This window comes from Polynucleobacter sp. MG-Unter2-18 (assembly GCF_018687675.1).
Lineage (GTDB): Bacteria > Pseudomonadota > Gammaproteobacteria > Burkholderiales > Burkholderiaceae > Polynucleobacter.
In genome coordinates this window covers 174800-188556 of sequence record NZ_CP061302.1, presented here as the reverse complement: position 1 = coordinate 188556, position 13757 = coordinate 174800, and the positions used below count along the sequence as shown (strand labels likewise).

Annotated in this window: 15 protein-coding genes; 9 read left to right on the top strand and 6 right to left on the bottom strand. The window is 44.5% G+C overall.

What is annotated here, in order from left to right; genetic code table 11:
- Window positions 1–15: 15 nt before the first annotated feature.
- The gene (locus C2759_RS01020; RefSeq protein ID WP_215355567.1) at window positions 16–1020 is read left to right on the top strand and encodes a polyprenyl synthetase family protein; all 1005 of its coding nucleotides are present in this window, start codon (window positions 16–18) and stop codon (window positions 1018–1020) included.
- On the opposite strand, the gene C2759_RS01015 is transcribed toward C2759_RS01020, so the two are convergent.
- Window positions 1017–1952, bottom strand: coding sequence for a glycine/sarcosine/betaine reductase selenoprotein B family protein (locus C2759_RS01015; protein WP_215355566.1), 936 nt, complete (start codon window positions 1950–1952; stop codon window positions 1017–1019). The two genes, C2759_RS01020 and C2759_RS01015, sit on opposite strands and share 4 nt — an antisense overlap.
- A 55-nt stretch (window positions 1953–2007) precedes the next feature.
- Here C2759_RS01015 and C2759_RS01010 point away from each other — a divergent pair, with 55 nt between their 5' ends.
- The gene (locus tag C2759_RS01010) at window positions 2008–2775 is read left to right on the top strand and encodes a fumarylacetoacetate hydrolase family protein (protein WP_215355564.1); all 768 of its coding nucleotides are present in this window, start codon (window positions 2008–2010) and stop codon (window positions 2773–2775) included.
- 121 nt (window positions 2776–2896) lie between these two features.
- Here the strand turns inward: C2759_RS01010 and C2759_RS01005 are convergent, their stop codons facing one another.
- Complete coding sequence (locus tag C2759_RS01005; protein WP_215355562.1) at window positions 2897–3916, bottom strand: 2-dehydropantoate 2-reductase; 1020 nt, start codon at window positions 3914–3916, stop codon at window positions 2897–2899.
- 82 nt (window positions 3917–3998) lie between these two features.
- On the bottom strand, window positions 3999–5432 hold the full coding sequence (locus C2759_RS01000; protein ID WP_215355560.1) for a sodium:solute symporter family protein: 1434 nt from the start codon (window positions 5430–5432) through the stop codon (window positions 3999–4001).
- A 108-nt stretch (window positions 5433–5540) separates the two neighbouring features.
- Here C2759_RS01000 and C2759_RS00995 point away from each other — a divergent pair, with 108 nt between their 5' ends.
- Window positions 5541–6530, top strand: a complete 990-nt coding sequence (locus C2759_RS00995; protein WP_215355558.1) for a phytoene/squalene synthase family protein — start codon at window positions 5541–5543, stop codon at window positions 6528–6530.
- Here C2759_RS00995 and C2759_RS00990 read toward each other — a convergent pair.
- Window positions 6527–7021: a methylated-DNA--[protein]-cysteine S-methyltransferase gene (locus C2759_RS00990; RefSeq protein WP_215355556.1), complete on the bottom strand. Its 495-nt coding sequence runs from the start codon at window positions 7019–7021 to the stop codon at window positions 6527–6529. The two genes, C2759_RS00995 and C2759_RS00990, sit on opposite strands and share 4 nt — an antisense overlap.
- Before the next feature lie 117 nt (window positions 7022–7138).
- Between C2759_RS00990 and C2759_RS00985 the strand changes: the two genes are divergently transcribed.
- Genes C2759_RS00985 through zapD form a run of 6 tightly spaced genes read left to right on the top strand, consistent with a single transcriptional unit; the run spans window position 7139 to window position 12464 of the window.
- Entirely contained in the window at window positions 7139–8428 is a 1290-nt protein-coding gene (locus C2759_RS00985; protein WP_215355554.1) for an HlyC/CorC family transporter, read from the top strand.
- Window positions 8425–9495, top strand: a complete 1071-nt coding sequence (locus C2759_RS00980; protein WP_215355552.1) for a GspE/PulE family protein — start codon at window positions 8425–8427, stop codon at window positions 9493–9495. The genes C2759_RS00985 and C2759_RS00980 overlap by 4 nt, the downstream gene beginning before the upstream one ends.
- A 5-nt stretch (window positions 9496–9500) precedes the next feature.
- Window positions 9501–10559, top strand: coding sequence for a type II secretion system F family protein (locus C2759_RS00975; RefSeq protein WP_215355550.1), 1059 nt, complete (start codon window positions 9501–9503; stop codon window positions 10557–10559).
- Window positions 10559–11059, top strand: a complete 501-nt coding sequence (locus C2759_RS00970; RefSeq protein WP_215355548.1) for an A24 family peptidase — start codon at window positions 10559–10561, stop codon at window positions 11057–11059. The genes C2759_RS00975 and C2759_RS00970 overlap by 1 nt, the downstream gene beginning before the upstream one ends.
- Window positions 11014–11700, top strand: a complete 687-nt coding sequence (gene coaE / locus C2759_RS00965) for a dephospho-CoA kinase (RefSeq protein WP_371816911.1) — start codon at window positions 11014–11016, stop codon at window positions 11698–11700. Before C2759_RS00970 ends, coaE begins: the two co-directional genes overlap by 46 nt.
- 11 nt (window positions 11701–11711) lie before the next feature.
- Window positions 11712–12464 carry a cell division protein ZapD gene (gene zapD / locus C2759_RS00960; protein WP_215355546.1) on the top strand — a complete coding sequence of 251 codons (753 nt, stop codon included), beginning with the start codon at window positions 11712–11714 and terminating at the stop codon, window positions 12462–12464.
- Here zapD and C2759_RS00955 read toward each other — a convergent pair.
- Complete coding sequence (locus C2759_RS00955; RefSeq protein ID WP_215355544.1) at window positions 12461–12877, bottom strand: NUDIX domain-containing protein; 417 nt, start codon at window positions 12875–12877, stop codon at window positions 12461–12463. The genes zapD and C2759_RS00955 overlap by 4 nt on opposite strands.
- Before the next feature lie 13 nt (window positions 12878–12890).
- On the bottom strand, window positions 12891–13751 hold the full coding sequence (locus C2759_RS00950; protein ID WP_215355542.1) for an ATP-binding protein: 861 nt from the start codon (window positions 13749–13751) through the stop codon (window positions 12891–12893).
- Window positions 13752–13757: the final 6 nt, after the last annotated feature.

Here is a 13757-nt window from a genome sequence, read left to right as displayed (position 1 = left end):
ATTATTATATCTTGCATGACGAGCACTGTCAAAACCAACGAATTAAGCCAAATTTTGGCCCCAATTGCCTTAGATTTCAAGGCCTTAGACGAAGTTATTCGCCTACGTTTGGCCTCAAAAGTTGCCTTAATTGATCAAATCTCCTCCTACATCATCCAGGCGGGTGGAAAACGGGTTAGACCTGCTCTCTTACTCTTGGTCAGCAAGGCTTTAGCCAATGGCGCAGTAAGTCCGCATGCCTTAGAACTAGCCGCGGTAGTGGAATTTATCCACACAGCCACCCTACTGCATGATGATGTTGTCGATGAATCCACCCTGAGAAGGGGTCGAGAAACTGCTAATGCTGCTTTTGGTAATGCCGCGAGCGTGCTGGTGGGCGATTTTCTGTATTCGAGAGCCTTTCAGATGATGGTGGGGCCCAATGACCTGCGAGTCATGGAAATCCTCTCCAATGCCACTAATACGATAGCTGAAGGAGAGGTTTTGCAACTTCTCAATATGAACGACCCTGAGGTAGATGAAGAAAGCTACCTACGAGTCATCCGCTATAAAACCGCGAAATTATTTGAGGCATCCACAGAGCTTGGGGCGATTTTGTCCGGTGCTGATGACAAACACAGGGGGCAGTCGGCTGCTTTTGGTCGCCATATTGGTACTGCCTTCCAGCTAATGGATGACTTGCTGGATTACACCGCAGACGCATCTCAAATGGGAAAAAATGCTGGTGACGATTTAAGGGAAGGCAAACCTACTTTGCCTCTCATCTATCTCCTTGAAAACGGTAGCACCGAAGAGCGCTTACTGGTTCGTGCAGCAATTGAACAAAATCAAGATTTGCCGGATGATGTTTTCCAACAGATTCTGAGTGCAGTTCAAAATTCTGGAGCTCTGGATTACACCCAAGCTGCCGCAAAGCGCGAAGTTGATCTAGCACTCGAATGCCTTAAAGAATTTCCTCAAAATGAAGCGACAACAGCGCTACATGCCCTGAGTACATACTCGTTGTCTAGGCAGACCTAAGCGCCAACACTTTTCATTCTGATATCGCGCGCTGTAATACGCGCCTTTTCAGCTTCATCACGCAAACGTGTAATTTCCTCGGCACTTAGACGCTCTAGATTGGAATAGTCTAATTTCCAAGAAGCATCAGAATTCCAGACCAAGGGTGACTGCACCGTTGTACGTGCGCTTGGAGCACTTTCCAGCAAACGCAGAGCTAATTCAAAATTCGAGCCTTGCGATTGCTCATTATCAGGAAGCGCTGCAGCATTGCCCAGCGGAAAGTCGCTAAAGAGCAAGCGTGGCACACCGCAATATTCCACAATATCTTTCGCCGCGCCCATGATGACTGTGGGGATACCGGCCTCCTCCAAATAACGCGCCAATAAGCTTTGACTTTGGTGACAAATCGGGCAATTTGGAATTAATACAGCAAGGTCAACGTGATCTGCGCGCATCTTGCTCAAAATGGAGGGCGCATCAATTTCCAGAGTATGGCGCTGGCTGCGATTGGTTGGCAAGCCATAAAAATGCTGGGATAGGGATTGAATGCGCCCCTTTGCAACAGCCCGTTTAGCCGCACCAATTGGAAACCAACAATTACTGTCCTGCATATTGGCATTGAGCCTATCAACACCGACATGGGCAATACGCAAGTCTACATTCTCATCAATCGAGCATACATAGGGGTCATAAAACTTAGCGGCAGCGTTATAAGGTGCACCAGGTCCTTGTAGGCCCTTACTGGCATCAAAGGGTACGGCAGTAGTCACTAAACCGAGGGTTGATTGACTAAGCGGTTTTTGCAACGGAGTAAAAGGCACATTACTGTAATGCGCCCAAACATACGGTGTTTCATACCCCAAACCAAGATAGTAATTACGGGTACGTTCAATATAGCGAACTGGTTGATCTAATTCAGGCGCAAATAGTAATTCAGAATGCTTAACCATCAATCCATCCCTGTAAGATATTGCTTATAAATATTAACCATCAGGAGGATTCATTATGGCTCAATGGCTCAGATTTCAACACCAAGGCAAGACCGGCTTAGGACAAGTACAAGGTGATCAAATTGCCGTGTACACCGGCGATCTATTTAATCATCCGCAAGCTACTGGTGAGACATTAAAACTATCTGATGTCATTATCGATATCCCTTGCATCCCATCTAAGATGGTTGCTATGGTAGATAACTTTCATGCGCTAGTTACCAAGCTTGAGCATGCCGTTCCAGTAGAGCCATTGTATTTTCTAAAAGGCAATAATTCTTTCTTGGCAGCAAATCAAGTCATTCGCACTCCCAAGTCTTACTCTGGAAAAGTGGTTTATGAAGGGGAGCTTGGTATTGTCATCGGCAAAGCCTGTCATGAAGTCGATGAGGCTCAAGCTGCTCATGCTATTTTTGGCTACACCTGCATTAACGATGTCACTGCAATCGAGATTTTGAATCGCGATCCCGGTTACGCACAGTGGACACGCTCAAAGAGTTTTAATACCTTTGGCGTCTTCGGCCCATACATCACTACTGATGTAGATCCAAGTAAATTAACAATCAAAACCATTTTGAATGATCAAGAGCGTCAAAACTACCCCATTGCAGATATGATTTTTGCACCTGCAAAATTGGTCAGCCTAATTTCTCAAGACGTCCCACTTCAGGCTGGTGACATCATCGCCTGTGGTACCTCTGTTGGTGTTGGCTCAATGAAGCCTGGTAGCAATGTCAGCATCATAATTGATGGTGTTGGACGCTTAGATAATCGCTTTGAATAGCTCATCAAAACTGTTGATCTAAAACTAAAGTCTCAAAACAAAAACCCTCACCATGTTTCGTGGTGAGGGGTTTTTAATATCCTGCTAATTTAGAGAGTAAATCTAAATACTTCTATAGATTTTAGTAACCAGAGACAGATGGCAATGCCAAGCTACCTTTGGAGGCTTGGACATTTTCATCAAGGTACTTTGTTAAAGCAAAGACTGTATTAAGGCATGGTGTTGGTATTTTGGTAATCTGACCGAGCTCAATTACAGAGCCTAACAAAGCATCAATCTCCAAGCTACGACCTGCTTCCAAGTCCTGCAACATAGAGGTCTTGTGTTTGCCAACCTTTTCTGCACCAGCAATACGACGCTCAATGTCCACACGGAAAGTGACACCCAACTTCTCGGCAATGGTTTGTGCTTCAGCCATCATATTGCGAGCCAACTCTTTAGTCAGTGGATATTGGCAAATGCCTTCCAATGTTCCATGAGTCAGAGAGCTGATGGGATTGAAAGTCATGTTGCCCCACAATTTCAACCAAATCTCAGAGCGAATATCCTCCAAGATAGGTGACTTAAATCCAGCTGCCGACATCATTTCAGATACCTTCTGAATACGCTCGGTCTGCTTACCATCCAACTCACCTAAAGGAAAGCGATTGCCTTCAACGTGACGAATCACACCTGGAGCTTGTGTAAAGGTTGCTGGATACACTACGCAACCAATGATGTTGTTGGGATTGATTGCATTTTTGGCAACACCGCCCGCATCAACCGTTTCAACAGAGTGATCCTGATAGTTGCCACCCAACTTCTGAAAGTACCACCAAGGAATTCCGTTTTGCATCGGAATTAAGATTGTTTCCGGGCCCATGATTGCAGCAAGATCTTCAATGACTGGCTCAACCTGGTGGGCTTTTACCGCCAAAATCACTACGTCTGGTGTTTCGGTATCCCGAATTTTTTCAACTGCTTTTACCTGCGCCACCAAAGGCTCAGGTTGGTCATCCATAATTAATGCAAGGCCACGCTCTTTGATCGCCGCCAAGGTGGCGCCACGCGCAACTACAGTAACGTCATTACCGGCTCGTGCCAACATGACAGCAAGATAGCCGCCAATCGCACCCCCTCCACCGATCACACAGATTTTCATAGGAACTCCATAAAGATAAGAAATTTTGAATTAATCTCATATTAGAGGAGAACATTTAGGGGTGCAATAAAATATTGAGGCTCTACTTATCCAACGCTCCTGAGCTTGATATTGGCCTCGGACTTGCAATTAGTCCACCCAATAGCATGCCGATAATGCTGACCAAAAGGCCTGCCAATTGAGGGGGTAGGATTGCTGTCGGAGCCATCATTTCACAGCCAATCCATGTCACTAACCCCCCTAAAACAGCCAATAAGCCGCCTAAAGAATTTGCTCTTGACCAATACACGCCAAATGCCAGTGGCACAAAAGCTGCTACTAGCGTGACCTTGTAGGCATTTTCAACCATCTTAAAAATAGATAGCTCTGAATTAATCGCAAAAAAGGTTACTGCTACCGTGAAGCATAGAACGGTGATTCGCATAATCTTCAGTAAGTCTTGATCAGATAAATGCTTAAAAAACCCTCGCACAATATTTTCAGCGAAAGTGACAGAGGGCGCTAACAAAGTGGCACTAGCACAACTCTTAATTGCCGATAGTAAGGCACCGAAAAACATTACCTGCGCAATCAATGGAGCGTGATTCAAGATCAGCTTAGGCAAAATCATTTGCGGGTCAGTGTCTATGTACTGCTTTACCAAAGTAGGGCTAATGATGGTTGCTGAATAAGCTAGGTATAGCGGCACAAAGGCAAATACGAAATACAAGACTCCACCCAATAATGCTGCCTGAACTGCAATGTTGACGTTCTTAGAGGAGGTAATCCGCTGAAAGACATCTTGCTGGGGAATGGAACCCAACATCATGGTGCACAAAGCCGCAGTAAAACCCAGAATGGAGGCAAGGTTCATATCAGGCCAAAAATTAGAAAATTGACCTGCTGCAAGTGCATGATCAAAAACTATACCCATACCGCCCGCTTGGGTTGTCATCTCCCCACCAATGTAGAGCATGCCCACCACAATAATGATCATTTGAATGAAATCGGTTATGGCTACCGACCACATGCCACCAAACAATGTATAAATCAGCACACTCCCAGCACCAATCAACATGCCAGCCGTTTGCGTGATACTGCCGTCGGAAACTACATTAAAGACCAAGCCGAGGGCTTTAATTTGAGCTGAAACCCAGCCTAAATAAGAAACCACAATACAAAGGGTAACCAGCACCTCAACTGTACGACCGTATTTTTCCCTAAAGAAATCACCAATAGTGAGCATTCGACGGTTATAGAGGTGGCGAGCAAAAAACAGGCCAACCAATATGAGGCATAAAGATGAGCCAAAGGGGTCAGATACGATTCCTCCTAAACCCTCCTTTAGGAAGGTTGCAGGAATGCCTAAAACCGCCTCTGAGCCAAACCAAGTAGCAAATACGGTTGCAGTAACAATAGGCAAAGGAAGACTATGACCAGCCGCAGCGAAGTCAGCAGTGTTTTTGACTCGTAGCGCAGCCCATAGGCCAATGCCTACAGAAACCACCCAATAGATGATGACAAACCAAATCAACATCGCCTAATTTCTCCTTCTGGAATTTGCACAAATTATATGGCTTTGTTACTTATGTCATTTAAGCAACTAGAGCTAAATTTGGGCATGCTGGTCTGACATAATTCAGGGGTGAATTCAGCCATCCACCTTACAGAGAACCTCAATAGCGATTTAGCCTATCAAAAAGCGATTTTAGGTTCCGTATCGCGTACTTTTGCGCTCACAATCCCTCTATTGCCGCCAGCAATTGAAGTGGTAGTTGGCAACACCTACTTACTGTGCCGTATTGTCGACACCATCGAGGATGCGGCTGAACTCAATCCAGCAGAAAAGCAGCACTTATCTAAGCTATTTTTGGAGGCAACGCTAGGAACTATTCCAGTAACGTCATTTGTAAGCCCCTGCCTAGATGCCTTAAGGGGCTATTCCAATGTTGATGAGCTTGATTTAATCGCGCATACCCCTACTGTTCTTCGCATTCTGCATACTTTCCCAGATAGGGATCAAGCCGCCATTAATCGCTGCGTTTCGATTATGTCTGATGGTATGTCCCATTTTCATAATCGACAAACGCAAGAGGGACTAAAAGATCTCGCAGAATTTGAAAAGTATTGTTATGTAGTAGCCGGCGTAGTGGGAGAGTTGCTCACAGACATCTTTAGCCATTATTCCCCTGAGTTTGCAAAACGCATTCAAGGCCATGAGCAGTTAGCCATCGCTTTTGGTCAAGCCTTACAAATGACTAACATTCTGAAAGACTCACCGGAGGACCATGCACGTGGAGTCTCCTGGAAGCCAGCGCAGATGAGCCAAGCAGAGCTTCTAAAGATTGCTCACAAAAAACTTCAAGACTCCATGAGCTACATTATTTTGCTCCCAGAGAATGAGATAGGTATGAGACGCTTCTGCTTTCTAGCCTTTGGTCTTGCGGTCATGACGCTTGAAAAAATTGCCGATAGAAAAGAATTTAGCAATCAATCTGAGGTGAAACTTTCTAGAAATACCGTTTGGATTTTCTATGCCTTCACGAAGATTGCAGCCGGAAATACATTCTTGATGAAATCATTCTTTTCTGCAGCATCTAAGCAACTCAGAAAACTCTCGGCAAATACTTGTTAGAGAGCTCCCTCATGCTTTAAGAGCCAAATTTTGATCTGGCGATAAAAACCTGGGCTATCTTCCTTCATAAAACCCCCAAGACCTTGTGCAGAAACCACCCTATGGCACGGGGTCACCAGTGGGTAAGGATTGGCTCCGCATGCAGTCCCAACGGCACGAGGTCCGCTTTTAATCTTTTTTGCAATCTCACCATAGGTGATTGTCTTTCCCGCCTCAATACCTAGGGTGGCATTCCAGACTTTTTGCTGGTGGGCTGTTCCAGCGGGCTTGAGTGGGACATCAAATGCTGATGAAGCGTCATTGAAGTATTGAGCGCACTGTTTTGAGAAAGTTTTTGCTAACGTATTTCCTGGAGGAATCAAGGCAACATCTGGCGACAGATAATCGATTTTTGAGATCATCAAACTCCCGTCTACCAGCTCTGTTTGCACGCCTAGACGTCCAAAGGGGGCGGATATCACGCAATACTCAGCTGATTTAAGAGTGGGCATGCGGAAGATTCTGACACAGATTGAGGGATAAATTCATATAGGATTCCGATAAAGCTATAGCTAGTGAAATGGCACTTTGCTATATTGATTGTTCCTTATTCTTTGCAGGTATAGCTGATGGACACTTTTTTTGATGAATGGCCTTTTATTAGCCAAGTCGCATTAGTCCTATTTTTACTCGCACTATCCGGCTTCTTTTCTATGGCCGAAACCAGCATGCTTTCATCCAATCGTCATCGTCTTCGGGCTATGGCTCATGGCGGTAACGCTGGAGCTGCACTTGCCGAACGACTATTAAAGCGGATGGATTCACTACTTTCAGTATTGCTGATATCCAATAACCTCATCAATACCATCCTACCAATCTTAGTTACCGGCATTGCTTTACATATTTTTGGCGATAGCGGCCTAGTGTTATCGATTGCTACATTGGTTGTTGCACTACTCATCATTATTTTTAGCGAGATCACCCCGAAAGTGATCGGCGCAGCCTTTCCAGAAAAAATTGCAAGCAATGTTGGCTGGTTCATTCTTCCTCTTACCTATGTACTTAAGCCACTACTCTGGTTTATTAATAGCTTCGTATCGGGGTTGATGAAGGTCTCCGGGTTACAAGCGTCGACGGATAACGGGGTTATGAGCAAAGAAGAATTGCGTAGCTTAGTTTTGGAATCTAATCGCTTTGTTTCTACACATCATCGCAATATCTTGTTAAATCTTTTCAATCTTGAAAATATTTTGGTTGATGATGTGATGACGCCGCGTTCCAAGATCGAAGTGCTAGATCTCTCTCGGCCTATTGACGAGGTAATCGAACAATTAGAAACCTGTTATCACAATAAACTTCCAGTATGTGATGGCGACTCTGAGCGCATTGTTGGAATTCTGTCTGTGAAAAAAGCACTTTCATTGCTAGGCAATGCAGAGCTTCTTCATGAAGACTTCAGGTCTCTACTCAATGAGCCCTACTTCATTCCTAGCGGGACGCCCGTTCTTCAGCAAATGCAATTTTTTCAGGACAACCAACAGCGCTTAAGCTTAGTAGTAAATGAATATGGCGAAGTCCTTGGTCTAGTGACTTTTGAAGACATCGTGGAAGAGCTTATCGGCGAGTTCACCACCTCATTCTCCAATCTTTCTAACGATCCTCGTTGGCTAGCTGATGGCACTTACCTTGCTAGCGGTACCGCCTCATTACGAGATTTAAATCGCCTTCTGAAATTGGATCTCCCGCTCGATGGGCCGCGCACCTTAAATGGCCTGATCCTAGAAAAGCTCGAAGCGATCCCTGATTACGATGTCAGCATTCGAATTACTGGCGTAGTGATGGAAATCGTACAGTTTGATGAGCATGGCGTGAAAACAGTGAAGCTATATAAACCCCTTTCTCAACCGAATCAAGATTGAGTGAATTACTGCATGACTCTCACATTATTCGGACCTGGCATGATATTGCTGTTGATGCATTAAATCATCGGGCTACGGATATTCATATTGAGGCGAGATCTCAAGAAACAATAATACGCACGAGAATTGATGGCCTTCTCACCTTACAAAACCAATACCCCATTGATTTTCATGAGCGTCTAATTACGCGCATCAAAGTATTGGCGCGTCTTGATATTGCAGAAAAACGTTTACCTCAAGATGGTCGCCTTGTGATTGGCTACGACTTTAGTCACCCTAACATTGATTGCCGAGTATCCATTCTTCCCACATTGCATGGTGAAAAAGCGGTAGTACGTATTTTGCCTAGCCGCCTAGAAGAGCTGGCGCTAAATCAAATTGGCCTACTACCAGAGCAACTGGAAATGGTTCAAGAGGCTATTAATCAGACCAATGGATTAATTCTGGTAACGGGACCTACCGGGAGCGGTAAGACGCGAACCTTATACAGCTGCTTGAGCTCATTGAATCAAGTACAACGCAATATTTGTTCAGTCGAAGATCCAATTGAAATCCGGCTGCCTGGGATAAATCAAGTGGCTTATCACCCAAAATCAGGGTTAGATTTTCCAACCATTATTCGCGCACTCTTGCGACAAGATCCGGATGTCATCATGATTGGTGAAATACGGGACTCTGCAACTGCGCAGCTAGCCATTCAAGCAGCACAAACAGGACATTTGGTTTTAAGCACCCTTCATACACGTAATGCCATTGGTGCTTTAAGCCGACTCAAAAGCCTCGGGGTAGATCAAAGATCTATTGAATCTTGTCTTCGTTGCGTCAGCTCTCAAAGGTTAATTCGTAAACGCTGTAATCAATGCAATCCTATTCTGAGTAAAGAGAACTGCAAGCTTTGCAAGGGGTCAGGCTATTTCGGGCGCATTGGCGTCCATGAGGTTTTGGGAAGCAAACAGTTATTTGAATCAGCTCAAGCGTTAGATATCTACTCTGCAGGATTACATTTGCTTAATTCTGGATTAATAGATCAGATATCGCTAGATGCCGAGCTTGGCACTTGGCATTAGCCTAAATGCTTTTTAAGAGAAAGCTCAGCAAGTCTGAGCAGCTACATTTTGCGCAACAGATGCTCGTCCTTCTTCAAGCTGGCCTTCCCTTACTCAATGCTATCCAGCTACTAATTCAGTCTGCACCAAAACCCTGGCAGGCTTGGTTAGAGGATGTTCGTGAACTACTTCAAAAGGGTAATAGTTTTTCTTTTTGTCTAAGTGCACAAGATGGAAAATTCTCCCCAGAGTTTTCTAACCTTATTAGAGTAAGCGAGAGAACGGGTGATCTGAGCTTGGCACTACGCACAATTTCACAACAACTGGATGCCCAGATTGAGTTACGAAGAAAAATCCAACAGTCACTAACGTATCCCATTATTACTTTAGCGACATCTTTTTTGCTTGTCTTGGTCATGATGATCTGGGTTGTGCCCGTATTTAAAGAAGTCTTTGGGCATTTTCAGGCTGAACTACCAGCGCCAACCAGAATCCTCATCTTTATTTCTACAGGCATCCAAAATTACCTTATAGGAATATTGCTGAGCATTCTCTTAGCGGCCACAGGCTTTCTCTATCTCTGGCTCAAATTAAGCTCACTCCAAAAATATTGTGATGCACTCTTATTGCGCATTCCATTTTTTGGTAATCTATTTAGGCTAGCAATCCTGAGTCATTGGTGTCGTACCTTAGGTCATTTATTGGAAACAGGTTTGCCACTCCCAGACGCTCTGAGAGTTACTGCACAATCTTCCAATCACTGGGTGAGTCATGACTTTAGTGCGGAGATATTTAAACACCTTACTCGTGGCTGGCCATTAGGAGAATCGCTTAAACGAGCAGACCCTAAATCACGACTTCTTGACGTAGAAACTTTGCTACTCCTTCATGTTGGCACTGAAAGCGGTGCATTGGCTGAAATGTTAAATAAGCGCGCCACCACTTTAGGCTCTCAGCTAAGTAGCCGACTCAATACACTCAGTCAAAGTTTAGAACCGGCATTAATTCTTTTTGTTGGTGCCATTATTGGGAGCCTAGTCATAATCCTATATCTACCCATCTTTAATTTAGGACAAATCGTTTAGTGGATCCGACAGTAAGCATCTGGATAATTCAATCTCTGCTGATACTGGCTTTACTGTATTTGGCTCATATCGATTGGCGCACTCTGCGTCTACCGAATGCAATCACCATCCCTTTGATCACTTTAGGTATTGCTTTTAACGCATTCTCAGACTTGCGTTTTACAACCCCAAGCTCGGCATTTATTGGAGCATTTCTAGGCTATGGTTTGCTATGGATACTGAATACCGGCTATCGTCTTCTGAAAAACCGAGATGGTATTGGTATGGGAGATGCCAAACTCTTGGCCGCACTAGGTGCCTGGTTAGGCTGGAGTACCTTGCCTAGCATCCTCCTGATAGCTTCCGTTACAGGGATGCTGGGTGGCATCATTTGGCTCAAATTGCGTAGGCATCATTTACGGGAAGCATTTCCTTTTGGCCCCTTTTTAGCTATTGCTGGCATCATTGAGTTGTTATGGCCTCAACTCATTCAAACTTTGATTCTGCCCAAACTGATCTAAAAGCCTTGAAGGGGAAAATTCCTCTTATTGGCTTAACTGGTGGGATTGGATCTGGAAAAACTGCAGTTAGTGCTCTGCTGGGCGGGTATGGGGCTGGCATTATTGATACAGATAAGATCTCACATCAAATCACTGCCCCGGGCGGAGAAGCCATTCCACTGATTACCGAGGCCTTTGGTGCTGACTTCATTGATCCTCACGGCGCTCTTAATCGACCCAAAATGCGAACTGTAGTCTTCGAGGATCCTAGCGCCCGTCAGGCTTTAGAGCGCATCACCCACCCCTTGATTCAAGAGGAAACTGTCAAGCAAGCCCTTGAACTAGCCAAGTCTGGAGTACCTTACCTTGTCTTTGTGGTTCCCCTACTAATTGAATCTGGATTTTGGACCAAGCTCATTGACTATCTTGTGGTGGTGGATTGCCCAGAAGAAACCCAAATCAAACGAGTGATGCACCGCAACAATATGACACGCTCAGAGGTGGAAAAGATTCTCAATGCGCAAACTAGCCGAAATGCTCGTTTAACTACAGCTAATGCTGTAATTGAAAATCAAGGTAGCTTAGATGAGCTCAAACCAGCGGTTTTAAAACTGCATCAACAATTACTCAAAATTTTAGAAGAACCTTTCAGTTCGTCATAGAATATAGGCTTGTGATTGTCTACGAATATCCTTTCAATGAACTAGTTCGAAGCATGCTTCGGCTGGAGTATTTGTTCGCCCGCTTTAACCACTTCCTTCGATCAGATGACCCCGAGCTACACCACAATGCGATTGCGATGTTGTTTGACTTGGGTGATATTGGTTCTAGAGGTGATATTAAATCCCTGTTACTAAAAGAATTTGAGCGCCAAAGATATGCCTTAAATGGCTTAAAGTCCTCCCAAAAGGTAGACCAAGAAGCGCTTACGCAGACGCTGTCTGAAATCGACAAAGCTGCGCAAAATATTAATCAGTCTGTCGGTAAGCCTAATGCTGCAATTACCGAAAGTGAGTGGCTTAACGCTATTCGGACTCGGCTAAATATTCCTGGTGGAACAAGTCCAATTGATTTGCCTAGCTACCATGCCTGGAAAAATACTTCTTCAACTCAACGTAGAGAGATTTTAGAAAAATATGTTGCGCCGCTTTTACCCTGGCATGAAGCTTGCCAAATTTTCTTAAGGCTACTTCGTCAATCTGGTGAAGCTAAAGATGTTGTGGCACATCATGGTGCTTACCAGCAGGCACCGTCAGGCAAGGTATATCAATTAATGCGCATTGCTGTTGAAGATGACACCCTCTTCTCAGAAATCAGTGCCAATAAATATCTGCTTTCAATTCGCTTTTTGAAGATCGATCAAGATAAAAAGCCGCAGACTACAAATGAGGATGTGCCTTTCAGACTAACCCTCTGCCAGCTCTAAATTTTTAGCTGTTTAAGCTTTTCTAGCATGGGCCAGGCAGCTGGTAATAAGGGCTCTACTGTCGGAAGCGCATCTCCAAGCATCTGCCAAGAAAGTGCCTGACCTTCACAACCTGTGGGTACACCAGTCCATTTTCGAATGATGCTGACATGCAAGCGTACATAAGCATGTGGGTAGTCATGCTCCAAGATAATCAACTCTTCACTAGACTCAATATCTATTCCAAGCTCTTCTTGTAATTCACGTTTTAAAGCTGCGAATACAGATTCACCGGCTTCAATTTTTCCACCAGGCACTTCCCAGTAGCCAGCATAAGGCTTACCCTCTGGACGCTGACCCATAAGAAAGCGACCTTCCGCATCCAACAGAATTCCAGCGGCAACTTCCGTCACGGGTCGATTAGTATCACTCATGCATCATCAGTAATTAAGCGGCATGTGAACCAGCCCAGTGCTTCGCAAACTGCCAAGCCACACGACCAGACCTCGAACCACGCTCTAAAGCCCAGACCAATGCCTCGGCTCTAGCGTCCTCAATCTGAGCATCACTTAAACCAAAATGGCGTAACCAATGGGCAACAATTTCTAGATACTCATCTTGTTTTGGTGGATAGAAAGAAAGCCATAAACCAAAACGCTCTGATAGAGAAATTTTTTCCTCTACGACTTCACCAGGGTGAATTTCTCCATCATCACCATGAACATAACCCTCGTTGTCCCTCATATATTCAGGCAAGAGATGGCGTCGGTTAGAAGTGGCATAAATCAAAATATTGTCTACCTGAGCGGATACAGAGCCATCCAAAGCCGACTTCATCGCCTTATAACCAGATTCACCATCCTCAAATGAAAGGTCATCACAAAAAATAATGAACCGCTCTGGCCGATCAGCCAATAAATCTGTGATGTCAGCCAAATCAGCTAGATGCTCTTTTTCAACTTCAACTAAGCGCAAGCCTTGGCTAGCAAACTCATGCAAGCTGGCTTTGATGAGCGACGACTTTCCTGTCCCACGTGCGCCCGTTAACAAAATATTATTAGCTGGCTTCTTCTGAATAAAATTTTTCGTGTTATCACGAATTGCATCACGTTGACGATCGATATTTTTTAGATCTTCAAAGGAGATATCAGCAACATGCTTTACTGGCTGCAAAAATCCAATGCTTCCAAAGATACTATCGCGACGACGCCATCTAAAAGCAGTTGAAGATTTCCACTGCTCTTCGGTCAATACTTTAGGCAGAAACGTTTCTAAATGACTTAAGAGTTGCTCTAATTTTTCATTCATATAACG

Bases quoted from the DNA above. Each gene is read 5' to 3' on its own strand.
- C2759_RS01020 (WP_215355567.1), top strand. From the start codon at position 16: ATGACGAGCACTGTCAAAACCAACGAATTAAGCCAAATTTTGGCCCCA.
- C2759_RS01015 (WP_215355566.1), bottom strand. From the start codon at position 1,952: ATGGTTAAGCATTCTGAATTACTATTTGCGCCTGAATTAGATCAACCA.
- C2759_RS01010 (WP_215355564.1), top strand. From the start codon at position 2,008: ATGGCTCAATGGCTCAGATTTCAACACCAAGGCAAGACCGGCTTAGGA.
- C2759_RS01005 (WP_215355562.1), bottom strand. From the start codon at position 3,916: ATGAAAATCTGTGTGATCGGTGGAGGGGGTGCGATTGGCGGCTATCTT.
- C2759_RS01000 (WP_215355560.1), bottom strand. From the start codon at position 5,432: ATGTTGATTTGGTTTGTCATCATCTATTGGGTGGTTTCTGTAGGCATT.
- C2759_RS00990 (WP_215355556.1), bottom strand. From the start codon at position 7,021: ATGCCCACTCTTAAATCAGCTGAGTATTGCGTGATATCCGCCCCCTTT.
- C2759_RS00985 (WP_215355554.1), top strand. From the start codon at position 7,139: ATGGACACTTTTTTTGATGAATGGCCTTTTATTAGCCAAGTCGCATTA.
- C2759_RS00975 (WP_215355550.1), top strand. From the start codon at position 9,501: ATGCTTTTTAAGAGAAAGCTCAGCAAGTCTGAGCAGCTACATTTTGCG.
- coaE (WP_371816911.1), top strand. From the start codon at position 11,014: ATGGCCTCAACTCATTCAAACTTTGATTCTGCCCAAACTGATCTAAAA.
- C2759_RS00955 (WP_215355544.1), bottom strand. From the start codon at position 12,877: ATGAGTGATACTAATCGACCCGTGACGGAAGTTGCCGCTGGAATTCTG.
- C2759_RS00950 (WP_215355542.1), bottom strand. From the start codon at position 13,751: ATGAATGAAAAATTAGAGCAACTCTTAAGTCATTTAGAAACGTTTCTG.